This is a genomic window from Senegalimassilia sp. (genome assembly GCF_977052095.1).
Genome location: NZ_CDRSTZ010000006.1, coordinates 21,120 through 44,828, shown reverse-complemented (window position 1 = coordinate 44,828; position 23,709 = coordinate 21,120). Strand labels below are relative to the sequence as shown.

Genomic DNA, 23,709 nt, shown 5'->3' with positions numbered 1-23,709 from the left:
GGTACGCTGCCGGCCCCTTGTACCACCTAGTTATCGCCTAACGCGGCGCCAGCGATGCGCACCGCGCGAATTACCTTCGAATAGTCCATGCGCGTGGGGCCGATGACGGCCACGACGCCTGCCGCGTCACCACGCCCGTAGCGGCTGGCCACCACCGACACGCCCGAAAGCGCTTCGGCATCGTTTTCCGAGCCGATGCGCACGCTAGGCGCGCCCGTGCATGTTTGCGCCGCATTGTCGAGGATGTGCAGCAGCACCGTGTCGTCTTCAAGCACCTGCATGACGGGAAGCAGCGCCTGCGATTGGCTGAACTCGGGTTGCGCAAGCAGCGACGTTACGCCCAGGCTGTGCGCGCGGGACGTGTCGCCCTCGCGCATGCACGAAAGCACCTCGTCAAGCGTCATGCGCACGAGCGGGTCGCGGAACGCCTCGGCCATGCCCTGCCCCAGGCCGTTTTCGATCTCGTGCAGGCTGTTGCCCGAGAACACGTCGCCGAGCAGGTGCTGCACGCGCGCAAGTTCGTCGCTGGGCACCTCTTCGGCGAATTCCATTTGCCGATTGAACACCTGGCCGTCTTCGGTGACCACCACCACAAGCGCCCGGTACGGCGTGAGCGAAATGAGCGAGACTTGCTTGATGTGCAGGTCAAGCACCGAAGGGGCAAGCACGATGGACAGGCAATCGGTCAGCTGCGTGAGCGCCGACGACGTTTGTTCCACCAAATCGTCAAGCTCCGATGCGCTTTCGCGCAGCTTGTCTGCCGCCTTCCTGCAGCGCTCGTCCTCTTCTTCGCGGCCTTCCTGAGCAAGCAGGTTGTCGACGAACGCGCGATACCCTTGATCGGTTGGGATACGGCCGGCCGAGGTATGAGGCTGCGCGATGTAGCCGCCGTCTTCAAGCACCGAAAGCTCGTTGCGCACGGTTGCCGCGCTGACGCCGAGCTGGTAGCGCTCGGTCAACGTACGCGAGCCCACCGGCAGAGCGCGCGCCACGTATTCCTCGATCAATGCCGCCAACACTTTTTGACGTCGATCTGAAAGCACGCTTCTCCACCATCCTTTCGCATGTGTACCACTCTTTGGTATTCGGTTTCGTAACAGATTATATTAGCAGCCCGGCCGGCGGAGTGCTAATACTGCACCGAATTGTAAGAATTGCGAAGACGAAGGCGCCCGCGTGCCCCGATACGTGGTTACGGAGCCAGGTCAAACAGCGCGCCATACAGGTCGTTGCCGCACAGCCATCCGCGCTCGGTCGGGCGCCAACGGTTGCCCTCGTGCGCCGCAAGCCCCTGCTGAGCAAGCTCTTCAAGCACGCGTTGCACGTCGGGCAGCTGGCTTTCCGCCTGCGTGACCAGCTCATCGGAAACGCCGCGCGACATGCGCATGCCCAGCATGAGGTCTTCCGCGAACATCTCGGCGCGGTTCAGGTCGTCGGTGACCTGTCCGTCTTGCACGCGCATGCGGCGCTGGTCGTTTTGCGTCATGGACGCTGCGCTTTTCCCGATACCCAGGTACGGCACGCCGGTCCAGTAGGCGATGTTGTGCTTGCAGGCATAGCCGGGCTTGGCGTAGCTTGCAACCTCGTAGCGCTGATACCCAGCCGCCTGCAGAAGCCGCGCGGCGACTTCCATGTGCTCGGCTTCGACGTCGTCGTCGGGTTCTTCCATCTGGCCTGAGAGCACCATGGCGTCGAATGGCGTATGCGGCTCGATGGTAAGCGGGTAGATGCTCATGTGCGTTACCCCCTGTTCGATAGCCGTCTGCACGCTGTGCTCAAGGGAAGCGGTGGTTTGCCCCGGAATGCCGCACATCAAATCAACGCTGACGTTGTCGAAACGCTCGTGCGCGGCGGCGACGGCGCGCTTGGCCCCCTCGGCGTTATGCGCGCGCCCAAGCGTAGCCAGCACGTTGTCGTCGAAGCTTTGCACGCCGATGGACAGGCGGTTCACGCCGAGTGCCCAGATGTCGCGCACCATGGCGGGCGTGAGGCTTTCGGGGTTCGCTTCCATGGTGCACTCGACGTCGGGTTCAAGGCGCATGGACAAGCTGAGCGTGTACAACAGCATGGACAGGCGGCTTAAGCCCACGTGCGAGGGCGTGCCGCCGCCCAGGTACACGGTTTCGATGCTGCCAAGTTCCCCTTCGCGGGCTTTGCGGCGGATTTGCAGGCAGAGCTCTTCGATGTATTCGTCGATAAGCGGGCTGTCCTGCTTAACGGCCGCTGTGGCGAAATCGCAGTAGGCGCAGCGCTTCACGCAAAACGGCAGATGCACGTACAGGGCGCGGTAGGGATCATGCATGGGCGCCCGCAATCTCTAGCAGCTCGTCGAACACGACGTCGAAGTCTTCGACGCCTACGCATGCGTTGATTTTCCCGCGCGCCGCCGCGGCTCCGGGAAGACCGGCCATGTACCACATGGCGTGCTTGCGCATGCGCACGATGTTGCGGCCTTCGCGCTGGGCAAGCAGGCGCGCATGGCGCCGCGCCATGGCAATGCGCTGCTCAACCGTGAGCGCTTCGGGCGGGTGCTCACCGGCCAGCGCGGCTTTGGCCTGCGCGAATATCCAGGGGTTTCCCTCGGCCGCGCGAGCAATCATGACGGCGTCGCAGCCCGTTTGCTGCTTGATAGCCGCCGCATCGGCGCCGCACTTCACGTCGCCGTTGCCGATGACGGGGATGCTGACGGCCTGCTTCACGCGCGCAACGGCGCCCCAATCGGAGCTGCCTCGGTACAGCTGCTCGGCAAACCTGCCGTGCACGGCCACCGCGCAGGCGCCCGCCGCTTCCATGCGCCGGGCGAATTCCGGCGCCGTTTCTTGGCCATGCGCCCACCCGCGGCGAAACTTCACCGTTACGGGGTGCTCAACGGCAGCGCGAACCGCACTGACGATGCGTGCGGCAAGGTCGGGGTCGCGCATAAGCGCGCTGCCGTCGCCTTTCGTGACGATTTTGCGCGCCGGGCAGCCCATGTTGATGTCAAGATATGCCAGCGAATCCCCCATGGCTTGCTCGATCCACGCCGCCTGCGACGCCATGACGTCAGGCTCGTGGCCGAACAGCTGCACGGCCACCACGTCTTCACCTTGCGCCAGGTCAAGCAAGTGGCGCGTTTTCTCGTTTGCATAGGAAAGGCCCTTCGCGGACACCATTTCGGTGTAGGTCAGATCAGCGCCCTGCTCGCGGCACAGCGTGCGAAACGCCATGTCGGACACGCCGGCCATAGGCGCCAGCAGCAGCTGATGGGATGCGAAAAAATCGTACATACGTCCTATCCTGTACCGACCGCACAAGGCGCGGCCGACCACTTCGTGCGCGAATGCCAAATGGTTGCGAAAGCCGGAACCCATGGGCTTTCACAACCCCGGCTCCGGCTTCATGCGTTACAACGATGAGAGAATGCCTACGCCCGACACCAGCGTGAACACCAGCAAGCAGACAAGCGCGACGACCACGACCACGCAACCGCAGCCGGCCGCCTTCGTGCTGCCGCCTTGCGCGCGTTCGAGCTCGGCTTTCGCCTTGTTCTCGTCGAATGCGTCGTCAAGCCAGCTTCCCTCTTCGCGCGAACTTTTGCTCATATGACCCAAGTCCTAATCGTCAACCTTCAAAATGGCCATGAACGCCTCTTGCGGCACTTCCACGTTGCCGATGGCCTTCATGCGCTTCTTGCCTTGCTTCTGCTTTTCCAGCAGCTTTCGCTTGCGGCTGATGTCGCCGCCGTAGCATTTCGCCAGCACGTCTTTGCGCTTGGCTTTCACCGTCTCGCGCGCCAGCACGCGGCCGCCGATGGCGGCCTGGATGGGCACTTCGAACATCTGACGTGGGATGATGTCCTTCAGCTTCTCCGTAAGCACGCGCCCGCGCTCATAGGCTTTGTCGCGGTGCACGATGAAGCTGAGCGCGTCGATGGGCTTGCCGGAAAGCAGGATGTCAAGCTTCACCAGGTTCGACGGCTTGTACCCATCGAAGTCGTAGTCCAGGCTTGCGTAGCCTTTCGTGTTCGACTTCAGCTTGTCGAAGTAGTCCATGATCAGCTCGGACAGCGGAATCTCCCACAGCATCTCCACCGTGTGCTGCGACAGGTAGTTCATGGTAACGAACGTGCCGCGGCGCGCCACGGTAAGGTCCATGACGGCGCCCACGTAATCGGGCGGGATGAGGATCTTCGCCTTGAGGTAGGGTTCCTCGATGCGCTCGATCTCGCCTGGGTCGGGCATCTCTTGCGGCGAGTGCAGGCTGATCATCTGGCCGCCTTGGCGGTACACGTGGTACTCCACCGACGGCGCCGTGGCCAGAAGGTCCAGGTTGAACTCGCGCTCCAGACGCTCCTTCACCACTTCCATGTGTAGCAGGCCCAAAAAGCCTACGCGGAAGCCGAATCCCAGCGCGTGGGACTTTTCCGGCTCCCAGATAAGCGCCGGGTCGTTGAGCGACAGCTTCTCGAGCGCCTCTTTGAGCGGCTCGTACTGGTCGGAGTCGATGGGGAACAAGCCCGTGTACACCATGGGCTTGGCCTCGCGGTAGCCAGGCAGCGGCTCGTCCACGCCGCCTTCGGCCAGCGTGATAGTGTCGCCCACCTTGACATGCGACAGGTCTTTCAGGCCCGTGACCAGGTATCCTACCTCGCCCACGGAAAGCTCGGGCAGCGGCTCTTCCACGGGGTGGCGCGCACCGACCTCTTCGGCCTGGATGACCTTGCCCGATGCCATAAGGCGCAGCTTCTGGCCTTTGTGCATGGAGCCGTCCACCACGCGCACCAGCGCCACGACGCCGCGGTACGGGTCGAAATAGCTGTCGAAGATGAGCGCGCGCAGCGGTGCGTCGGCGTTGCCCTGCGGCGCGGGGATGTTGTACACCACCGCTTCCAGCAGGTCGTGCACGCCCACGCCCGTTTTGCCGCTTGCCAGCACGGCGTCGTCTGCCGGGATGGCAAGGCCGTCCTCGATTTCGGCCTTCACGCGCTCGGGCTCGGCGGAGGGGAGGTCGATCTTGTTGATAAGCGGGATGATCTCCAGGTTGGCGTTCATGGCCATCATGGCGTTGGCCACCGTTTGCGCCTCGACGCCCTGCGTGGCGTCCACCACCAGCACCGCGCCTTCGCATGCGGCCAGGCTGCGGCTGACCTCGTACGTAAAGTCGACGTGGCCGGGCGTGTCGATGAGGTTGAACTGGTACGTTTCGCCGTCATCGGCCGTGTAGCTGACGCGCACGGCCTGGCTTTTGATGGTGATGCCGCGCTCGCGCTCGATGTCCATGCTGTCAAGCAGCTGCGCCTGCATGTCGCGGTGCGCCACCGTGCCCGTCATCTCGAGGATGCGGTCGGACAGCGTGGACTTGCCGTGGTCGATATGGGCGATGATGCTGAAGTTGCGAATATGCGAAGGGTCGGTCATGGCCTCGGCTTTCATATAACGGGCGCGCAGCGACTTTGCACGCGGCTGCGCGATTTTGCGTTTCGCTCGATTCTATCAGGGTTGCAGGCGAGCTTGCCGGCCAAGCACTACAATTCCACGTCAGCGGCGCCGGCCGCCTGCGCGCTTACCGTGACCAGCTTCGCCTTCACCTGGCCATCGTTGGTGCACACGGCCCACGTGCCTTCGGGCAGCGTGATGGTGGCCTCACCCCCCGACACGGACTGCGTGGACGTTTGCTCGGGCACGAACTTCGACCCGTCTTCGGAGATGAACGTCGGCTTGCAGATGATCACCTGCGAAGCGTCCGTTTTCACGTGCACCTCGCCAGTGGATTGGGCGGCCGATTCCGGTTGCGCCACGTCATAGGTTTGCTTCTCGTCGGAATGGCACGACGCGCATGCCTTTCCCTGGTCGATGATCTCGTGCTGTTTCGCGCCGCAGCCGGCAAGGCCGCACGCACCGACGGCAAGCGCCGCCGCGCACGCCGCGGCAAGAACCTTCGTCCGCATTATGGAAAACCCCTTTTCTTCCGTTTGCATCGAACGAAAATGTGCATTCCTCTGCACAAGTTTCAAAATGTCTGTGCGCTTGCGCGCAACATGCGGTATTCTATCGCATTGCGTATCCGGCGCGACGTTCGCTCACAAAACGTGAAAGCGAATCCGCAGACAAGGCTGCACGAAGGATAGTCGTAGTGCCGGGTGGCCGATTGGCTTACCTGAACGGGAAAACCTGACCGTTCCGCATATGCACCTTCTTGAAAGGTTTACGCCTGATGGCGGCATATGCCAATCTGTCATCCGCGCATTTCACTCCTTTTGCCTGCCGGTTTCGCAGGAAGGTCCTGAAGGGCACACCACGTATCGAAGGAGTTTCGAAATGGCAAACATCAAGAGCCAGAAAAAGCGCATCGTCACCAACGAGAAGTCCCGTCAGCGCAATCGCGCCTGCAAGTCCGAGCTGAAGACCGCCGTGCGCGCTGCTCGCGAGGCCGTTGCCGCTGGCGACGCTACCGCCGCTTACGCCAAGGCGCTGTACGCCTGCCGTCTGTTGGACAAGGCCGCTTCCAAGGGCATCATCCACAAGAACCAGGCCGCGAACCGCAAGTCCGGCATCATGAACCTGGTGAACACCATCGTCACCGACGAGGTGCGCGCCGCTTACGTGAAGCCCGAGGCTAAGAAGCAGGAGTCCAACGGCAACAAGAAGGCTGCTCGCAAGGCTGAGCGCGTTGCTGCCATGAAGGCCGCTTCCGAGGCCAAGGCGCTGCGTCGTGCCGAGCAGCTGAAGCAGGAAGCTGCTGCCGCCGAGCGCAAGGCCAAGGCTGCTGCTGAGGCTGCCGCCGCCGAGGCTGAGGCCGGCGAAGGCGAAGAGGCTGCTGAATAGCCCGCTGCTTTAGTTTGAGTGCGAAACGCCCCGGATTTCCGGGGCGTTTTTGTGTTTGGGACGGTTGAGATGGGAACTGGGGGTGCCGGCAGGGAACGTGGGGACATGATGTGGGGGCTTCTTGCTTGCTTGGTTTGGTTGCAACTTCCCTGCTCAGCTGGCGTCTTACGCCATTCCTGATTTCTGCGAACGGGAAAGCAGCTGCGGTATTGCTACCTTAGCGCCGTTTGGCGGTGACACCGACCACCCATTCGCGAAATGCGGCATCGGGATCTGCGCCGCTTTTCATGGCCTGCTCGGTGTTCCGCGCGCTGATGAGCGCTGCGCGCAGCTCGTCTGCAGTAAAGCGGCGCGCGCAGGACACGTGGTCTTTCACTTGCCAATCCTGCTTCGGCCGCGCCTTCTCGTTCGCGATTTTCGCGTAGTCGGTGAGGGCGGCGGCGAGCGCGCGCGGCGTGGTGTTGCCGCGCGCCGCCATGCTTTTCGCGCAGATGAGTTCGCGCAGGCGCGCCGTGCACATGGGCATGAGCGCATAGGGCGACACCGAGCGCATGCGTTGCAAAAGCAGCAGGCAGCGGGCTGTGTCGCGCGCGGCGAACGCGTTCACGAAATCCCATGGCTTTGCCTCGGCCGTGCGGCTGACCAGCTGCAGCACCTCTTGCTCGCCGACGGCGGCCGTGCCGGTGTGCGCCAGCGCAATCTTCTTGATTTCGGCATCCAGATGCACGGTGCCTTCGCCGACCAAGCTTACGAGCGTGGCAGCAGCGCCTTCCGAGAACGTGACGCCGTGGCCGACGGCCATGGAACGCACCAGTTTCGGCAAGTCGCGCGCCTTCGGGGGTGCGCAGTCGATGACGGCGGTTTTGCCGTGCTTGGCCACTGCTTTGTACAGCCGCGTGTTCTTCGCCAGCTTTTCGGCTACTAACGCCAGCACCGTGGACTCGCACGGTGCATCAAGATAGGCAACGATAGGCTCGGAATCGGCTTTCTTGAGGTTGTCGACGCCGCGCACCTCCACCAGGCGCACATCGGATGCGAACGGGATGGTGTTGCAGGCGTTCACCACGTCGTCGCCGGTGAATCCCGCGCCTTCGAACACGTCGGAGTTGAACGACAAGTCGCCCATCTTCGACAAGCGTTCTCGCAGGCGTTTCATAACGGCGTCGCGTTTGAGCGCGTCTTCGCCGTTGATGAGGTAGACGGGCAGCAGCGCCGCCCCGGTATGTTTCGTATCAGTCATGCGGCCATTCTACCGCAGGCAGCTTACCTCGATGGCACGTTCCGTGAATCTGCAGACCACGTCCCCATGCTCGTCGGTGCGCAGTATGGTGCTTCCAGCAGCTTGCAGGGCGTCAAGGGTGTTTGCGGCGGGATGGCCATAGCGGTTGTGAGCACCCACCGAGACGAGCGATATTTCGGGTTGCAAGGTACGAGCCTGCTCTTCGGTCAGGGCGTTTTTCGATCCGTGGTGCCCTACTTTGTAGAGGTCAACATCTCCAACGCTCCCGTTTTCAATCATGGCCGCAAGCTGGTCGTGCTCGGCGTCGCCCACAAGCAGGCTTCGCCACTCCCCTTGCCCGTCTCCGTTGACGTCCGCATCTGCCAGAAGGCACACGCTGTCGGCGTTGCCGCCTTCGTCAGTGAATGCTGCTGGCCAGACGCAGGTGAGGGTTAAGAACCCTGCAGTTATGGCGTCGCCTTGAGACAACCCTGCTATGTTGTGCTCGCCTACCAGCTGGCAAGCGTTGTTTCGCAGGGTGCAGCACGATGCGCATGCGCAGGTGAGCGCATCGTTTGCTACCAGCACGCGATTGGTTTGCACGACGCCGCGCAGCGAGGTGAGCGAACCCATGTGGTCGTCGTCGGGATGCGTGATGACGATGGCGTCAAGGTGGGCAATGCGTTGTCGCGCCAGCGCTTCTCGCAGCATGTTGTCCTGGTTACCGGTATCGATGAGGATGGCCTTCCCTTTGCTGCGCACGAGGATGGCATCGCCCTGCCCTACATCAAGCGCAATGATTTCCGTTGCTCCGTTTTGGCCGAAAGCAACAAGCAACGCGCCAACGAGCAAACAGCCGGCAACGCTAGCACAAGCCCATCGAAGGTTGCGGTGCCGGCGCTTCTTCGTGCTTGGCGTTGGCCACCACAGCCACAGCGCCGCAGCGCAAGCGAAGCCTAGCGCCAGCGCGGCACCTAAAGACAAGGTGACGGGTATGCTGGCATACGGGATACACGCTACTGCGTGCGTGACTGAGCGCAGCAACCAGGCTAGCCCGCAGGCCACCGCAGCCATGCACCCTGCGGTGGCAGGAACCGCAAGCGCCGCCATGCTGCAAAGGATGCCGGCCGTGCATACCGGCCCGAAGAGCGGGCCTGTTGCCATATTCGCAAGCGGTGCCACCAGGGGAAGCTGGGAAAACAACGCAGCGGACAGGGGTGTTGCTAAAACCGAGGACGCCAACGTCAGCGCAAGGGCTTCGCGCGCAAAAGCGGGAACCCGTGGTGCCAGGCGCTCGATCCAGCGATTGATGAGCGAGCCGAACAGGACGATGCCCAACGTGGCGAAAGCCGACAGCGCAAACGAAGCCGATAGCGCCGCAAGCGGGTCGAGCGCGATGAGGCCCGCCATGCAAATGGATAGCGAAGACAACGAAGAGGCCCGCCGCCGCGCCGTCCAAGACAACAGCCCCGCAATGGTCATCACTGCCGCACGAACAGCGGAAACCGGGACGGCGGTCAACACAAGGTAGGCGAGCACCAGCGATATTTGCAGCGCCATCGATAGGTTGCGTGGTAGCCTGAGCAGCCGGACGGCCGATGCAACGAATGCGACCATGATAGATAGATGAGCACCCGATACGGCCACGACGTGCGCTAACCCGCTGACCTGGAAGTCTCGGTATGTTTCCTCGTCAAGTGCGCCGCGCCATCCGCATACCAGCGCGGCGGCAAGTCCGTTGTCGATGCGTTGCGGCTGCGTCAGCAGGGTTATTGCCTGTTGCCGTATGGCGGTTAGCATGCCAAGGACGTCTGCTCGTCCAACCTGTTCGCACGTGCGCAGCTTGACGTTTGCCACGGCGCCCTTCTGCCAGCAATACGCTTCACGTGTTTGCGATGGGGCGCTTACGGTGCCATAGCCTTCGAAAACGTTTCCATACGCTACCGTTGGCGTATCTTTAGGAAACGATACCGTCGCCACAACCGACGCTGAAGAGCTCTCGGCGGTAACGCGCGCCAGGCACGATGTTCCAAAAGAGCCGCTTGAGCCGTCTGCAAGCGCAACAATGGAAAGGCGCCCTTGCATGTTTTCCGCCGCGGCTTGTTGAACGTGCAGCGTGGCAGCTTTTGCGCATCCGAGTGCGCCACCAGCTAGCAATCCGATGGCCAGCATCCAAGTAAGCGCGAGCTTTCGTCTTCGCCACCACAGTAACAGCAGCGCCGACGCTGCAATCCCATTGGCTAGGGCAGCGGCAATGCATGCGATGGCTTCTGCCTGCATAGTCAACGTCAGCGTCGCGGCGCTTCCAGCCCACAATCCTACGGCAAGCGCCAGCGTAACGGGGATGGTGGGACACGCGGGAAACGCGCGCGAGGTAAAGTCTTGCTGTTCGAGTGCGAAACCATCGTTGAGCAACTCGCTTTGGGCAATTGCTACCCTACGCATATCGAATCGGCCAGTGAAGCGAACTTCTTGTCCCCTATGCCTGATACGCGCTTGAGGTCTTCGATGGTTACGAACGCGCCATTCGCTATCCGATCGTCGACGATGCGTTGAGCTAACGCCGGTCCCACGCCGTTGAGCTGCTGCAATTCGTCTGCCGTAGCGCTGTTGATGTTGACTTTGCCTGGCGCAGCGAAAGAGGTGTTTGCGGAAGCGGCCGATGGGTCGATGCCTTGACCAGGCTGATCAGATGCTGCCTCCGGCACGATAATCTGTTCACCATCGGTCACGACGCGCGCCAAGTTCAGGGCATCGGCTGCCGCCGCATCGGCAAACCCGCCTGCGGCATCAATGGCCTGCTGTACGCGGCTTCCTGCCTGAAGCTCGTACAGGCCTGGCGCGGCAACTGCTCCCCCGACATGCACGAACACGCTTTCCTTAGCCGCTGCTTCGCTGTCCTCGGAAGCCTTTTGCGCCGATGCGTCTTCCTTATGCGAAATGGTGAAATCGCCCGCATTCGAGCCTAAGGCCGAAGCGATGCCGAATCCCGCAAGCGCCAGCACCACCAGCACCGCGGCCGTTATGCCGATCATGACGGGCAGCTTCACACCACCTATATGCAACTTGGCGCGCAGCGAATCTGCGTAGCGAACAAAGTCCATGCCGAAGGCTCCTTTCTGGTTGCGGAGCCAAGCCTAGCGTACGAACCTTGCAGACCTTATGCCGATATCAGCGCCTATAGCACGCGCAACCTTGCAGCTTTTTACGCTTGCCGCGCATCGTAAGCCCCTCCGCAATCACCCATGGCGCACACCTCGCTATACGCAGGCAGCACGTCTTGTACTCGTTTTCGCAGGTAATCGCGCCAAAACAAAAGCCGCCGGCTTATAACCGGCGGCTTGATCATCTGATACGGGGCGTAACCCTACACTTGCGCTTTGCGAGCTTTCTTCGGCTTGTAGCCCGGGCAGCGGTAGTCGTGCGGCTCGGCGGCGTCCGCAATCTCGGGCACCCATTCGTCGATGGGCAGCAGCGCTTCGGCGGCAAGCACGTCTTCAAGCTGCGCGTGCGTTTCGGGGCTGCGCGGCATGAACAGTGTGCAGCAGTCGGGCGCGTCCTGCGATGAGATTTCGAACGTGCCGGCCTGCTGGGCCATGTCGATGATCTCAAGCTTGTCGGTGCCGATAAGCGGGCGGAACACGGGCAGCTCGACGGCTGCGTCGGTGCAGCGGATGTTGTCAAGCGTTTGCGAGGCAACCTGGCCCAGACTTTCGCCGGTGACCAGCGCCTTCGCGCCTTCGCGCCTGGCGATTTCCTGCGCTACCTTGAACATAAGGCGGCGATACATGATGACGCGCAGCTGCGGCGGCACCTTCAGCGATATTTCACGCTGATAGTCGCCGAACGGCACTACGTACACGCGCGCAATGCAACCGGTCTTCTCCAGCACGTGCGCGATATCGTCGACCAGGTACTCGCTGGTGTCGGACGTTTGCGGACGGCCCGAAAAATGGACGCCGATGCACACGGCGCCGCGGCGCGCCATGCGCCACGTGGCCACCGGGGAGTCGATGCCGCTTGAAAGCAGGCAGGCCACCTTGCCCGAGCTTCCCACCGGCAAGCCGCCCACGCCGCGTACGCTGCGCGCATATACGTATGCAGCGTTCTGCACAACCTCGACGCCAACAACGACGTCGGGGTTTTTCATCTGCACCTTTTTCTCGGGATGCGCCTCGCACAGCGCCGCGCCGATGATGCGGTTCATGTCCATGGAACCGACTTCGAAATCCGTATGGTTGCGGCGCGCCTGCACCTTGAAGCTGGTGAAGTCGTCCACATCGGCCATGGCGGCCAGCGCCGCTTCTTCCATCTGCTTCAGATCGCGCTCGCACTTGTAGCCCGACGAGACGCGCGCCACGCCCGGAACCTTGCGGATGAACTCGGCGCAGCGCTTTTCCGTTTCCCAATCGGTGCCTTCGCGCAAGAACACGCACAGGCGACCCGAGATGCGGTGGATGGTGACGATGTCGAAATCGGTGAGCAGCGCCTCGAGGTTTTTCAGCAGGCGCATCTCAAACGTGGAGCGGTTGTGGCCCTTCAGTCCGATCTCGTGATAATGCACCAGGCAGATACGCTGGAATTCAGTCATGACAGGTCCTTCAGGTGAAGCGGCATGCAGGGCCGCGGTTTCGCGAAAAGCGCGGCGGCGCGTGCTGCCAAGGGATAAGCGTTCACAGCAAAAGCCCCCTGACACGTTGCCTCTGAACTGGAGGTTCACCGTGCGATTTCACGCACGTGCTTCCAGGCAGAACAAGGTGCCAGAGGGCTTGACGGCGGGAAACCCGCCGCAATGATTACCAGACGCGGACTAGTGGTTCTGCGCGTCGATGGTTTCGGGGTCGTAGGACACGTCGCCACGAGCGATTTCGGCAAACGCCATGGACAGCGGCTTCTTGTCGGCAGCCTTGGCGATTTCCACGGCCGTTTGCAGCTGGATGGCGCGATCGCGCTGGCCACGCATCATGTCGTTGATGTCGTGGGCGCGCTTCGACGCCAAAGCGCACAGCAGGAAGCGGTCGTTGTCCGTCTCGTTGAGAAGGTCGGTGATCCTGGGTTCAATGATGCTCATACGGTTTCTAACCTCGCGTTTTCTCGGCTTGTTCGTTGACGTAGGAAACGAGGGCGGCGCACGCCTCGTCCAAATCATCGTTCACAAGCTGTATATCATACTCCATTTTCCGAGAAAGCTCCACCTTTGCAGCGGAAAGACGCTGCTCGATGACCTCCTCGGTTTCGGTTCCGCGGCCGCGCAGGCGCGCTTCAAGCACTTCCATGGAAGGCGGCTCGATGAAAATGAGGTGCGCCTCGGGCACCTTCTCGCGGATTTGGAATGCGCCCTGCACATCGATTTCCAGGATGACCTGCTGGCCAGCCGCCATGTGCTCGGCTACGCTTGCGCGCGGCGTACCATAGCGGTTCGAGCTGTACTCGGCCCACTCAAGCAAGCCGTCGGTATCGATGAGCTGCTGGAATTGCTCGGGCGTTTTGAACTGGTAGTGAACGCCGTCGATCTCGCCTTTGCGCGGCGCGCGCGTGGTTGCCGAAACGGACACCCACGCATCGGGAACCGCCTGCACAAGTCGGGCCACCAAGGTGCCTTTACCAGCACCCGATGGCCCGGAGATGACGAACAGGTTGCCGCGACGCACGAGCTAGCCCAGACGCTCCAGCAGCGCAGACTGCTGGCGCTCGCCCAAACCGCGCAGACGACGGCTTTCAGCGATCTGGAGCTCCTTCATAACCTTCTCGGCCTTGGCCTTGCCGTAGCCAGGCAGCGTCTCGATGAGCGTGGAAACCTTCATACGACCGACGACCGGGTCTTCCTTCATATCGATGACCTGAGCAAGCGTCAGCTTGCCAGCCTTAAGGTCGTCACGAACCTGCGCGCGCTTGATGCGAGCAGCCTTGGCCTTTTCAAGGGCCGCCTGACGATCTTCAGCGCTGAGTTGAGGAATAGCCATCAGTAATCTCCTTCGTGTTCTTCAAGCGTTGCCGTGATACTAGCACGTCACGCGACAACGACAACCTGTCATTCGAGCAAACCACAAAAAAGTTTTCGCCAAAACACGGCCTGCACCTCGGATTTCTTTGAAACCGAGTGCGCGAGGCGCCATTGTAGGGCAACGACGACGCTTGCGCAAACGCGTAGGCTTCGCGTCATGAACGCGTTACCGAATCTCCCTAATCAAGCTCGGCAACAATGGCGTCGAAGGCGGCGGCGGGGTCTGCGGCCTGCGTGATGGGGCGGCCGATGACGATGTGCGATGCACCGTTGGCGAACGCCTGCGCGGGCGTGGCCACGCGGCTTTGGTCTCCAAGGGCGGCGCCGGCCGGACGCACGCCGGGCGTGACGATGTAGCCTTCGGGGCCCAGCACGTCGCGCAGCATGGAAGCTTCCTGGGGAGACGCCACAACGCCAGAAATGCCGGCGCGTTTTGCCTGCTCAGCAAGCACGTTGACCTGTTCGGCCATGGGGCGGGTGACGCCGGTGTCGGCAAGCGCGGCCTGACTCATGGACGTCAGCACGGTGATGCCGAGCGTGACGGGCACCTCGAAGCCGTATTCGGCAGCAGCGCGCTCGGCGCCTTTCTGCGCCGCGCTCATCATGGCCACGCCGCCAACGGTGTGCATGGTCATCATGTCGGCGCCAGAGGCTGCAGCCGAATACGCCGCGCCCTCGACCTGGTGCGGAATGTCGTGGAACTTCAGGTCCAAAAACACCTTGAACCCGCGCTCCTTCAGCGCATACACCACCGCCGGGCCGTTGGCATAGAACAGCGTCATGCCAACCTTCATCCATTTCGCCTTGCCCTGCAGCTTGTCGGCCAGGTCGAACGTTTCCTCGATGTCGCAGTCAACGGCTACGATGACGCGGTCGCGCGCGGGGATGTCGGAAAACGAGGTTAGCATTGCAAAGCTCCAATCAGTTCGTTGACGTCTTTGACGCCATGACGCTCGCAGTACTCGGCGATGCCGTCGATGACGTCAATGGTTGCCTGGGGGTTCACGAAGTTCGCGGTGCCGACGGCCACGGCCGTGGCGCCGGCAAGCATGAACTCCACCGCATCGGTACCGCACGCGATGCCGCCCATACCCAAAAGCGGAACCTTCACGGCGTTGTGGCACTGCCACACACAGCGCAGCGCCACGGGCTTGATGGCGGGGCCGGAAAAACCGCAAAGCGGGCGCGCCGTGACGGTGCGGCGGCGCTCGGCGTCGATGGCCATGCCCATGAGCGTGTTGATCAGCGAGATGGCGTCGGCTCCGGCAGCCTCGGCGGCGCGCGCGATCTCGGCGATATCGGTGACGTTCGGCGTGAGCTTCACGATAAGCGGGCGCTTCGTGGCGGCGCGGCACATCCCCACCACGCGCTCGACGGATTCGGCGTGCGTGCCGATGGTCATGCCGCCGGCATCGACGTTCGGGCAGGAGATGTTCACCTCGTATGCGTCGACGGGCGCGTCTTCAAGCGCCTCGATGACCTGCACGTATTCGTCGAAGCTGTGGCCGGAAACGTTCACGATGGTGGTGGCGCCCACCTCGGCCAGCCACGGCAGCTCGTGGGCCTTCAGGTGCGCCACGCCCGGGTTTTGCAGGCCGATGGAGTTCAACATGCCGCTGGCAACCTCGGCGATGCGGGGGCATGCGTTGCCCTCCCAACCGTTGAGCGACACGCCCTTCGTGGTGACGGCGCCCAGCGCGCTGACGTCCACGAAGTCGGCGTATTCGCGACCTGCGGCAAACGTGCCCGACGCGGTGGTGACGGGGTTCTTCATGGCAAGCCCGCCCAGGTTCACGGCCATGTTCACGCTGGTAGGAGCGCTGGTTTCGGGAAGCAGCTCGTTTTCAGTCATCTACCACACCACCTTTTCGGCATCGAACACGGGCCCGTCGATGCATGAGCGGCGCTTGCCGTCGACGGTGTCGACGACGCACGACAGGCACGCGCCCACACCGCAAGCCATGCGCTTCTCCATTGAGATTTGGCACGGCACGCCCGCCTGCGCGGCCTGACCGACCACGATCTTCATAAGCGGCTCGGGGCCGCAGCACGCCACATAGTCGTAGCGTTCGCCGTTAACGCCCGCGTCAAGCGCTTCTTGCGAAAGCGAGGTGCAGAAGCCGGCGCGGCCGAACGACCCGTCGTCGGTAGCCACGGCAACGCTGCCGTTGACGGTTTGCTGGTAGCGCTCAAGCGTCACCAGGGCCGCCTGCGTCTGCGCGCCCAGCACCACGTCCACGCGCACGCCGGCGGCCACCAGTTCCTGGCACAGCATGAACAGAGGGGCTGCGCCCACGCCGCCAGCCACCAGCAGCGCGCGCTTGCAGCCTTCCGGCGCATTCCAGCGACGGCCAACGGGCCCGATGAGCTCGCTTTGCGGTTCGGCGTCGGCAGCTTCGGGCGCCAGACCCGCCAGATGGTTCGTGCCGAATCCGACGGTTTGGTACAGCACGTCAAGCGTGCCGGCAGCAGCATCGGCCGCGTACACCGAAAACGGGCGGCGCAGGATATGGCCCTCCATGCCAGGAATCTTCATATGCACGAACTGACCGGGTTCGATGGCGGCCGCGATAGCCGGCGCCGAAAGCGTCATGAGATACAGATTCGGGCCCACGCATCCGTTGCTTAGAATGCGCGCCCGCTCGTTCACAAGCGCCACGGGGCTCCTTCCCTCGTTGGATGGCCGCGCCTGCGGCCGGATACATTGCCAGCGATTGTATCATTGCTGCAGCTAGATGGCGCAAAGTGGCCCTTGAAACGGCAAACGAACACGAAAAAGGGACGCTTGCATGCAAGCGTCCCTGTAAAGCATTGCGCGGGGCGGAAAAATTACGCGGTAAGCGCAGGGCCGAGCGACAACGTGTGCTGCGGCAGGTCTTGCAGCGCGATGACGGTCAGGCCGTTTTCGCGCGAGGCCTCCATGCCGGCCACCATGGCCTGCGCGCCGGCGAGGTTCGTGACCTGCGTGATGCCGTGCTTGACGGCCTCGGTGCGCAGCTCGTAGCCATCGTTGCGCGTGGCGTGGCCGAACGGCGTGTTAATCATAAGCGCGATCTGGCCACCCACCAGCATGTCGCGCACATTTGGCGTACCCTCGTGGATCTTCTTGACCGTGGTGCAACCGACGCCGGCGGCGCGCAGCGCGCGGGCTGTGCCATCGGTGGCCACGATATGGAAGCCCAGGCGCACGATGTCGCGCGCGATGGACACGATGGGACGCTTGTCGTGGTCGCACACGCTGATGAACACCGTGCCGCCTTCAGGCAGCTTGTAGCTAATGGCTAGCTGCGTTTTCGCGTAGGCGCATGGGAAGTTGTACGCGATGCCCATGACCTCGCCCGTCGACTTCATCTCGGGACCCAGCACCGTGTCGGCGCCCGGGAAACGGCCGAACGGCATGACGGCCTCCTTCACGCTGAAGTGGTCAAGGCGGCGCTCATCGGAAGGCAAATTCAGGCTGGCGATACTCTCCCCCGCCATGATGCGCGCCGCGGCCTTCGCCAGAGGAACGCCCGTAGCCTTCGACGCGAACGGCACGGTGCGGCTGGCGCGCGGGTTCGCCTCGATCATGTAGATGACCTGGTCTTTAATGGCGAATTGGATGTTGATGAGCCCCACAACGCCCAAACGCAGCGCCAGGCGGCGCGCAATGGCGCGCAGCTGGGCCTGGATGGCGTCGGACAGCGCAAACGGCGGCGTGCAGCAGGCCGAGTCGCCCGAGTGGATGCCGGCCATCTCGATGTGCTCCATAATGGCGCCCACCCATACCTGGTTGCCGTCGCACAACGCGTCGAGGTCAAGCTCTACGGCGCCTTCCAGGAAACGGTCAAGATACACGGGATGGTCGGGCGTGATTTTGGCGGCCTCGGCCATGTACTTTTCAAGCTGCGAGCCGTCGTAGACGATGCCCATGCCGCGCCCGCCCAGCACGTAGCTGGGACGCACGAGCAGCGGGAAGCCGATTTGATCGGCTACCACGCACGCTTCCTCGAACGTGGACGCCTGACCGGCAGCCGGGTACGTGATGTTCAACTCGTCGCAGATGGCGCGGAAGCGGTCACGGTCTTCGGCCAGGTCGATGGCCTCGGGTTTCGTGCCCATGATGTGCACGCCGGCGTCCTGCAGCGCCGCGGCAAGCTTCAGCGGCGTTTGGCCGCCCAGCGTCACCACCACGCCGTCGGGTTGTTCGACGTCCACGATGTCCATGACGTCCTCGAACGTGAGCGGCTCGAAGTACAGCTTGTCGGACGTGTCGTAGTCGGTGGACACCGTTTCGGGGTTGCAATTCACCATGATGGTTTCATACCCCGCATCGTGCAGCGCGTAGCTGGCATGCACGCAGCAGTAGTCGAACTCGATGCCCTGGCCGATGCGGTTGGGACCGGCGCCCAGAATCATGGCGCGCTTGCGGCTGCGCGCACCAGGCGCCTCGGTTTCGTCGGCGTCGTAGGTTTTGTAATGGTAGGCCGTTTTGCTGGGGAACTCGGCAGCGCACGTGTCAACGGTTTTAAAAGCCGGCACCACGCCGAGCAGCTTGCGGCACGTGCGCACCGTCATCTCGTCGGAACCCGTGAGGTGCGCGATTTGCGCATCGGAAAGCCCCATACGCTTGAGCAGGCGAAACGCGTCGGCATCCAACTCGTCCAGGCGCATGCCGCGCAGGTTTTCCTCTACCACCACGATATCGCGCATGCGGCTGATGAACCACGGGTCGATGCCCGTGGCTTCGTGCACCGCGTCGACCGTCCAGCCGCGGCGCAACGCCTCGGCCACGTAGAAGATGCGATCCTGCGTGGGGCGGCCTACCAAGTCGTCGAAGTCGTCCTCGTCGAGGATCTCCTTGCACTTGCCGTCGGCGTTCAGGCCCGCGCGTCCGTTCTCAAGCGAACGCATGGCCTTGCCAAGCGCCTCTTCGAACGTGCGGCCGATGGCCATGATCTCGCCCACGGCCTTCATGCGGGTGGAAAGCGTATCGTCGGTGCCCTGGAACTTCTCGAACGCGAAGCGCGGCACCTTCACCACGCAGTAATCGATGGACGGCTCGAAGCACGCCGGCGTTGCCTTCGTGATGTCGTTGACGATCTCGTCGAGCGTGTAGCCGACGGCCAGACGCGCAGCGGCTTTCGCGATGGGGAAACCGGTGGCTTTCGACGCAAGCGCGGAAGAGCGCGACACGCGCGGGTTCATCTCGATGACCACCATGCGGCCATTTTGCGGGTTCACAGCGAACTGCACGTTCGAGCCGCCCGTCTCCACGCCCACCTTCTCCAAGATGGCAAGGCTGGCGGCGCGCATGCGCTGGTACTCCACGTCGGAGAGCGTTTGCGCCGGCGCCACGGTGATGGAGTCGCCCGTGTGCACGCCCATGGCGTCGAAGTTCTCGATGGAGCATACGATGATGCCGTTGCCGGCGCGGTCGCGCATGACCTCCATCTCGAACTCTTTCCAGCCTTCGATGGATTCCTCCACCAGCACCTCGCCCGCCGGCGAAAGCTCAAGGCCTTGCGACACGATCAGGCGCAGCTCGTCTTCGGTGTGCGCGATGCCGCCGCCGGCGCCGCCCATGGTGAAGCTGGGGCGCAGCACCACGGGGTACCCAAGCGCCTCGGTGATGGCCAGCGCGTCTTCAACGGAGTACGCGTAGCCGCTGCGCGCCGTTTCGATGCCCAGCTCGGCCATGCAGTCGTTGAACAGCTTGCGGTCTTCGCCGCGCTTGATGGCGTCAAGGTCGCAGCCGATCATTTCCACGCCGTACTTGTCCAGCACGCCGGATTCGGCCAGCTCAACGGCGGTGTTCAGACCCGTTTGGCCGCCGAGTGTGGGCAGCAGCGCGTCGGGCTGCTCTTTCGCGATGACCTGTTCCACGAACTCGGCCGTGATGGGCTCGATGTAGGTGCGGTCGGCCATGGACGGGTCGGTCATGATGGTGGCGGGGTTCGAATTCACCAGCACCACGCGGTAACCCTCTTCTTTGAGCACCTTGCACGCCTGCGTGCCGGAGTAGTCGAATTCGCAGGCCTGACCGATGACGATGGGGCCCGAACCGATGACGAGAATGGTTTTGATGTCGGTGCGCTTAGGCATTGCAAGCCTCCTTACAAGCGCCCTCGGCGCCGAATTTCCATCCGGCCAAGCGGTCGGCGGCGATGTCGATGTCCAGATAGTCTTCGCGACCCTCCATCAGGCGCGCAAACGCCGTGAACAGGTAGTGCGCGTCGGTGGGGCCAGGGTTGGCCTCGGGGTGGTACTGCACGGAAAACGCCGGGATGTCCAGAAACGCGATACCCTCGGCCGTGCCGTCGTTGAGGTTGACGTGCGTCAGCTGGATGCGGCCGAAGCGTTCGTTTTGCACCACGGGGGCAATGCCGGCGCGCACCCAGAAGCGCAGGTCGCCTTCGTGGCCCTTGAAACCGCCGGACAGTTCAGGCACCAGCGGGCCCAAGCTGGGGAACAGCAGGCCGAATCCGTGGTTTTGCGCCGTGATCTCCACGCGGTGCGTACGCAGGTTCATGACAGGGTGGTTGCCGCCGCGATGGCCGAACTTCAGCTTCTCGATATCGGCACCGGCCGCCTTGCACATCATCTGGTGCCCCAGGCAGATGCCGAAAACGGGCACCTTGCCCAGCAACTTCTCCACCTGGGAATATGTGCCTTCAACCGCTTCGGGGTCGCCCGGGCCGTTGCTGAGGAACAACCCGTCGGGCGCCTGCTGCAGCACGCGCTCGGCCGGCGTGTCCCACGGCACGCACGTCACGTCGCAGCCTGCGCGCACCAGGCCATCAAGGATGGAGCGCTTCACGCCGCAGTCGTAGGCGACCACTTTGAAGCGAGGGGCCGGTGCGGGGGCTTGCGCGAACGCGTGGCTTTCAGGCAGGTCGACAATGCCGTGCGTATACGGTTTAGAGCAAGAAACGGTTGCTGCAAGGTTCTGGCCCACCAAGCTTTCGCTTGCGCGCACCTTTGCCAGCAGGCTTTCCTTGCTGAGGTCAAGCGTGGAGATGATGGCGCGCTGTGCGCCATGGTCGCGTACGTGGCGCACCAAAGCGCGCGTGTCGACGCCTTCGATGGCCACTACGTTGTGTTGTCGCAAGAACTCAGGCAAGGAAAGCTTGCTGCGCCAATTGCTGGGCGTGGTGCACATGTCGCGCACCACCAGGCCGCGCAGTGCCGGCGCGGCGGACTGGGCGTCTTCGGGGTTCACGCCGTAATTGCCGATTTGCGGGTACGTCATGGTGATGATCTGCCCGGCGTAGCTGGGGTCGGTGGCTACTTCCAAGTAGCCTTCCAACGACGTGTTGAAGCAGATTTCGCCAAAGGCCTCCCCTGCTGCGGCGCACGCGGTGCCGTAGAACACCGCACCGTCTTCAAGCGCCAGCGCCGCCGGGGCGCCGGCGGCCTTCGACGTGCCGCTTAGCAACTGCTGTGATATCTTGCTCAAGAAGTGCTCCTTTCCATGCATGCAACCGCCAATGAGCTCCATACAGAAAAACCCTCGATCACGAGGGCGTACGTTGTTTTCCTGGTAGCAGCCAACGGCTGCAGCGCTAGCCTTGTCGGTCTCTCCGTACCGCCCTTAAAGGACATGGGTCAAGTATACGGCAATATCGAGGATTACCATGCATTTATGCACTATTATTACGGATTGTTAACAAAATATGCAGTGAGCGGTAGCCGCCGAATTGTGCGCCCGCACGAAAACGCCTGGCCAGGCCCTACAATTCAGCGATAATCCGACTGGACTGCATCTATTGTTCAGTAGTACGATGCGCCCATGGAGCAAACGTCATCGACAGATTCACGCCCTCCGGGTGCTTTTCGAGGGGCCATCGTTGCCACGGTGGCCTTGATTTCGGTGTTCGCCGCGGCCAGTGCCCCCATTCCTTTATATGCGCATTGGCAGGCAGAGCTGGGGCTTGCGGCTTCCGATGTTTCCATGACCATCGTCTCGTATCTTATCGGCGTGCTTGCCGTGCTGTTCTTCGCGGGTTCGCTGTCCGATGCGTCCGGCCGGCGGCCTTCCGTAGCGGCTTCGCTGTTGTGCGGCATCGCGGGCTGCTGCTTGTTCGCGGGGCTGGAAAACGGCTTCATGTTGCAAGCTGCTCGATTCGTACAAGGCGTTTCCTGCGCGCTGGGCATGAGCGCCACGTCGGCATTCGTCATCGATTGCACCTCGGACAACCATCGCACGTTCGGCATGACCATCGCCAGCACGGGGTACCTCATCGGGCTTACCGTCGGATCGCTTGGCATTGGCCTGTTCGCCACGGCTTCAACCGATTATTGGGTAGTGTTCATCGTCTTGGTTTTCATCATGGCGGCAACGCTGGCGTTTCTGCCGTTCACGAAGGAAACAGTGGTGAATCGCATCACGTGGCGGCGCGCCGTCAAGCCTATGCTGCAGGTGCCGGTCCACCTGAAAGGCCTGCTGCCCATTGCGGCCGGCGGGTATATTTCCACGTGGTCGGTGGGATTTTTCTTTCAATCGCTGGCCACCCCGGCTTCTGTGGACTACTTTGGCGCCAACGACCCGCTTATCCCGTCGTTGGTGTTAGCGCTGGCCATGGCGCCAAGCGCATTGGGCGGGCCCATATCGGCGCGCATCGGAACGCGAGCATCCATGGTGTTCGGCCTGGCAGCTACGTTCGCAACCAGCTTGGCGTTGCTTGCCTGTATGGTTGCCGGGCAGCTTGCGCTGTTCTTCGTGCTTGAGGTGCTGTTCGCCGCAGCGTGCGGCATCGTACTTTCCGCCAGCATGCATATGCTCATCAGCGCATCGACTCCTCAGGAGAACGCCAGCGTTGTTTCGTTGACGAACTTCTGTGGTTACGCAGGCTCTACCGTGGTCAGCACCGTGGTTACCGCTGTTGCAGATAGCGTGGATTTGGCCTGGGTGTTCGCGCTGATCGTTGTCATGGCTGCCGTTTCCGTGGTACCTGGCTGCATAAAGCTAGCGAAAGAGAAATAAGGGGTTGCGCAGCGTTTTCGTGCAATGGCACGCCTGCGTGAAATGGTCGGGAAAGGCAGTTCGGCATGCCAAGTGAAGAAGCAGCGCCAGCAATGTCTCGAAGCGCCAAGGTTAGCCTTCGCAGCGCCATCATAGCAGCCGTTGCCATGATGGCGACGTTTGCCGCTGCGGCGTTGCCCATTCCGCTGTGCGCCGATTACCAGGCAACGCTTGGGCTTACGGACTCCGACGTGTCCCTGACCACCGTGTACTACCTTGCCGGCGTGCTGGTGGTGCTGTTCATGGGCGGTTCGCTGTCAGATGCATTAGGTCGCAAACCCATGGTGGCGGCATCGCTGGCGTTCGGCGCGCTGGGGTGCGCCGTGTTCGCCGTGGCATGCGGCATCATCCTGTCGGCCAGCATACACATGCTTATCAGCTACAGCGACCCATCGGAAAGCGCCAGCGTGGTTTCGCTCATCAACTTCGCCGGCTACGTGGGCACCACGCTGCTAAGCGTTGCCATGAGCGGCCTAGCCTCCGCCCTGTCGCTTGCAGGCGTTCTGGCGTTTATCACCGTCCTCGGCGGTTTGTTCATGATTCCCGGCACGCTGTGCGGCCTGAAGATGCTGCGGAAGTAGCAACGTCCCTCATCAAGAGTGAAACAAGGCAATGGCAACAGTCCGATATCAAGCATCGCGCAGGAAATGACGGCTGAAAACCGCACAGCCACCTCTTG

20 protein-coding genes and 1 pseudogene are annotated in these 23,709 nt (G+C 62.5%); 3 read left to right on the top strand and 18 right to left on the bottom strand.

Annotated elements, in window-relative coordinates; genetic code table 11:
• Window positions 1-26: 26 nt before the first annotated feature.
• From hrcA to ACWI6D_RS02260, 6 genes are all read right to left on the bottom strand, one after another.
• Window positions 27-1,043 carry a heat-inducible transcriptional repressor HrcA gene (gene hrcA / locus ACWI6D_RS02285; RefSeq protein WP_449133514.1) on the bottom strand — a complete coding sequence of 339 codons (1,017 nt, stop codon included), beginning with the start codon at window positions 1,041-1,043 and terminating at the stop codon, window positions 27-29.
• Window positions 1,044-1,192: 149 nt separating this feature from the next.
• On the bottom strand, window positions 1,193-2,302 hold the full coding sequence (gene hemW / locus ACWI6D_RS02280) for a radical SAM family heme chaperone HemW (RefSeq protein WP_449133513.1): 1,110 nt from the start codon (window positions 2,300-2,302) through the stop codon (window positions 1,193-1,195).
• Window positions 2,295-3,266: a tRNA dihydrouridine synthase DusB gene (gene dusB / locus ACWI6D_RS02275; RefSeq protein WP_449133512.1), complete on the bottom strand. Its 972-nt coding sequence runs from the start codon at window positions 3,264-3,266 to the stop codon at window positions 2,295-2,297. Before dusB ends, hemW begins: the two co-directional genes overlap by 8 nt.
• Before the next feature lie 117 nt (window positions 3,267-3,383).
• Complete coding sequence (locus ACWI6D_RS02270) at window positions 3,384-3,581, bottom strand: hypothetical protein (RefSeq protein WP_129422907.1); 198 nt, start codon at window positions 3,579-3,581, stop codon at window positions 3,384-3,386.
• A 12-nt stretch (window positions 3,582-3,593) separates the two neighbouring features.
• A complete protein-coding gene (lepA, locus tag ACWI6D_RS02265; protein ID WP_129422908.1) occupies window positions 3,594-5,396 on the bottom strand; it encodes a translation elongation factor 4 in 1,803 nt (600 codons plus the stop codon).
• 107 nt (window positions 5,397-5,503) lie between these two features.
• Window positions 5,504-5,926, bottom strand: coding sequence for a hypothetical protein (locus ACWI6D_RS02260; protein ID WP_449133511.1), 423 nt, complete (start codon window positions 5,924-5,926; stop codon window positions 5,504-5,506).
• A gap of 370 nt (window positions 5,927-6,296) precedes the next feature.
• On the opposite strand from ACWI6D_RS02260, the pseudogene rpsT reads away from it, so the two are divergent.
• Window positions 6,297-6,554: pseudogene (rpsT, locus tag ACWI6D_RS02255) on the top strand (30S ribosomal protein S20); the annotation flags it as partial.
• 466 nt (window positions 6,555-7,020) lie between these two features.
• Here rpsT and holA read toward each other — a convergent pair.
• From holA to carA, 12 genes are all read right to left on the bottom strand, one after another.
• Window positions 7,021-8,043, bottom strand: a complete 1,023-nt coding sequence (gene holA / locus ACWI6D_RS02250) for a DNA polymerase III subunit delta (RefSeq protein ID WP_449133510.1) — start codon at window positions 8,041-8,043, stop codon at window positions 7,021-7,023.
• Window positions 8,044-8,052: 9 nt separating this feature from the next.
• Window positions 8,053-10,467: a DNA internalization-related competence protein ComEC/Rec2 gene (locus ACWI6D_RS02245; protein WP_449133509.1), complete on the bottom strand. Its 2,415-nt coding sequence runs from the start codon at window positions 10,465-10,467 to the stop codon at window positions 8,053-8,055.
• The gene (locus ACWI6D_RS02240) at window positions 10,455-11,126 is read right to left on the bottom strand and encodes a ComEA family DNA-binding protein (protein ID WP_449133508.1); all 672 of its coding nucleotides are present in this window, start codon (window positions 11,124-11,126) and stop codon (window positions 10,455-10,457) included. Before ACWI6D_RS02240 ends, ACWI6D_RS02245 begins: the two co-directional genes overlap by 13 nt.
• 263 nt (window positions 11,127-11,389) lie before the next feature.
• Entirely contained in the window at window positions 11,390-12,613 is a 1,224-nt protein-coding gene (thiI, locus tag ACWI6D_RS02235; RefSeq protein WP_449133507.1) for a tRNA uracil 4-sulfurtransferase ThiI, read from the bottom strand.
• A 219-nt stretch (window positions 12,614-12,832) separates the two neighbouring features.
• The gene (locus ACWI6D_RS02230) at window positions 12,833-13,093 is read right to left on the bottom strand and encodes a DNA-directed RNA polymerase subunit omega (RefSeq protein WP_129422914.1); all 261 of its coding nucleotides are present in this window, start codon (window positions 13,091-13,093) and stop codon (window positions 12,833-12,835) included.
• Between the two features lie 7 nt (window positions 13,094-13,100).
• The gene (gene gmk / locus ACWI6D_RS02225; protein ID WP_129422915.1) at window positions 13,101-13,673 is read right to left on the bottom strand and encodes a guanylate kinase; all 573 of its coding nucleotides are present in this window, start codon (window positions 13,671-13,673) and stop codon (window positions 13,101-13,103) included.
• Between the two features lie 3 nt (window positions 13,674-13,676).
• Window positions 13,677-13,985 carry an integration host factor, actinobacterial type gene (gene mihF, locus ACWI6D_RS02220; RefSeq protein ID WP_288284202.1) on the bottom strand — a complete coding sequence of 103 codons (309 nt, stop codon included), beginning with the start codon at window positions 13,983-13,985 and terminating at the stop codon, window positions 13,677-13,679.
• 220 nt (window positions 13,986-14,205) lie between these two features.
• Window positions 14,206-14,934: an orotidine-5'-phosphate decarboxylase gene (gene pyrF / locus ACWI6D_RS02215; RefSeq protein WP_449133506.1), complete on the bottom strand. Its 729-nt coding sequence runs from the start codon at window positions 14,932-14,934 to the stop codon at window positions 14,206-14,208.
• On the bottom strand, window positions 14,928-15,878 hold the full coding sequence (locus tag ACWI6D_RS02210) for a dihydroorotate dehydrogenase (protein WP_302716788.1): 951 nt from the start codon (window positions 15,876-15,878) through the stop codon (window positions 14,928-14,930). Before ACWI6D_RS02210 ends, pyrF begins: the two co-directional genes overlap by 7 nt.
• Window positions 15,879-16,685, bottom strand: coding sequence for a dihydroorotate dehydrogenase electron transfer subunit (locus ACWI6D_RS02205; protein WP_449133505.1), 807 nt, complete (start codon window positions 16,683-16,685; stop codon window positions 15,879-15,881).
• A 170-nt stretch (window positions 16,686-16,855) separates the two neighbouring features.
• Window positions 16,856-20,110, bottom strand: a complete 3,255-nt coding sequence (carB, locus tag ACWI6D_RS02200) for a carbamoyl-phosphate synthase large subunit (protein ID WP_449133504.1) — start codon at window positions 20,108-20,110, stop codon at window positions 16,856-16,858.
• Complete coding sequence (carA, locus tag ACWI6D_RS02195; RefSeq protein WP_449133503.1) at window positions 20,103-21,464, bottom strand: glutamine-hydrolyzing carbamoyl-phosphate synthase small subunit; 1,362 nt, start codon at window positions 21,462-21,464, stop codon at window positions 20,103-20,105. The genes carB and carA overlap by 8 nt, the downstream gene beginning before the upstream one ends.
• A gap of 333 nt (window positions 21,465-21,797) precedes the next feature.
• Between carA and ACWI6D_RS02190 the strand changes: the two genes are divergently transcribed.
• Together ACWI6D_RS02190 and ACWI6D_RS02185 are read left to right on the top strand one after the other, a co-directional pair.
• The gene (locus tag ACWI6D_RS02190; protein ID WP_449133502.1) at window positions 21,798-22,991 is read left to right on the top strand and encodes an MFS transporter; all 1,194 of its coding nucleotides are present in this window, start codon (window positions 21,798-21,800) and stop codon (window positions 22,989-22,991) included.
• 92 nt (window positions 22,992-23,083) lie between these two features.
• Complete coding sequence (locus tag ACWI6D_RS02185) at window positions 23,084-23,611, top strand: hypothetical protein (RefSeq protein ID WP_449133501.1); 528 nt, start codon at window positions 23,084-23,086, stop codon at window positions 23,609-23,611.
• Window positions 23,612-23,709: the final 98 nt, after the last annotated feature.

Bases quoted from the DNA above. Each gene is read 5' to 3' on its own strand.
- dusB (WP_449133512.1), bottom strand. From the start codon at position 3,266: ATGTACGATTTTTTCGCATCCCATCAGCTGCTGCTGGCGCCTATGGCC.
- ACWI6D_RS02245 (WP_449133509.1), bottom strand. From the start codon at position 10,467: ATGCGTAGGGTAGCAATTGCCCAAAGCGAGTTGCTCAACGATGGTTTC.
- holA (WP_449133510.1), bottom strand. From the start codon at position 8,043: ATGACTGATACGAAACATACCGGGGCGGCGCTGCTGCCCGTCTACCTC.
- hemW (WP_449133513.1), bottom strand. From the start codon at position 2,302: ATGCATGATCCCTACCGCGCCCTGTACGTGCATCTGCCGTTTTGCGTG.
- thiI (WP_449133507.1), bottom strand. From the start codon at position 12,613: ATGACTGAATTCCAGCGTATCTGCCTGGTGCATTATCACGAGATCGGA.
- ACWI6D_RS02240 (WP_449133508.1), bottom strand. From the start codon at position 11,126: ATGGACTTTGTTCGCTACGCAGATTCGCTGCGCGCCAAGTTGCATATA.
- ACWI6D_RS02230 (WP_129422914.1), bottom strand. From the start codon at position 13,093: ATGAGCATCATTGAACCCAGGATCACCGACCTTCTCAACGAGACGGAC.
- lepA (WP_129422908.1), bottom strand. From the start codon at position 5,396: ATGACCGACCCTTCGCATATTCGCAACTTCAGCATCATCGCCCATATC.
- mihF (WP_288284202.1), bottom strand. From the start codon at position 13,985: ATGGCTATTCCTCAACTCAGCGCTGAAGATCGTCAGGCGGCCCTTGAA.
- ACWI6D_RS02260 (WP_449133511.1), bottom strand. From the start codon at position 5,926: ATGCGGACGAAGGTTCTTGCCGCGGCGTGCGCGGCGGCGCTTGCCGTC.
- pyrF (WP_449133506.1), bottom strand. From the start codon at position 14,934: ATGCTAACCTCGTTTTCCGACATCCCCGCGCGCGACCGCGTCATCGTA.
- carB (WP_449133504.1), bottom strand. From the start codon at position 20,110: ATGCCTAAGCGCACCGACATCAAAACCATTCTCGTCATCGGTTCGGGC.
- ACWI6D_RS02185 (WP_449133501.1), top strand. From the start codon at position 23,084: ATGTCTCGAAGCGCCAAGGTTAGCCTTCGCAGCGCCATCATAGCAGCC.
- ACWI6D_RS02270 (WP_129422907.1), bottom strand. From the start codon at position 3,581: ATGAGCAAAAGTTCGCGCGAAGAGGGAAGCTGGCTTGACGACGCATTC.
- ACWI6D_RS02190 (WP_449133502.1), top strand. From the start codon at position 21,798: ATGGAGCAAACGTCATCGACAGATTCACGCCCTCCGGGTGCTTTTCGA.
- ACWI6D_RS02210 (WP_302716788.1), bottom strand. From the start codon at position 15,878: ATGACTGAAAACGAGCTGCTTCCCGAAACCAGCGCTCCTACCAGCGTG.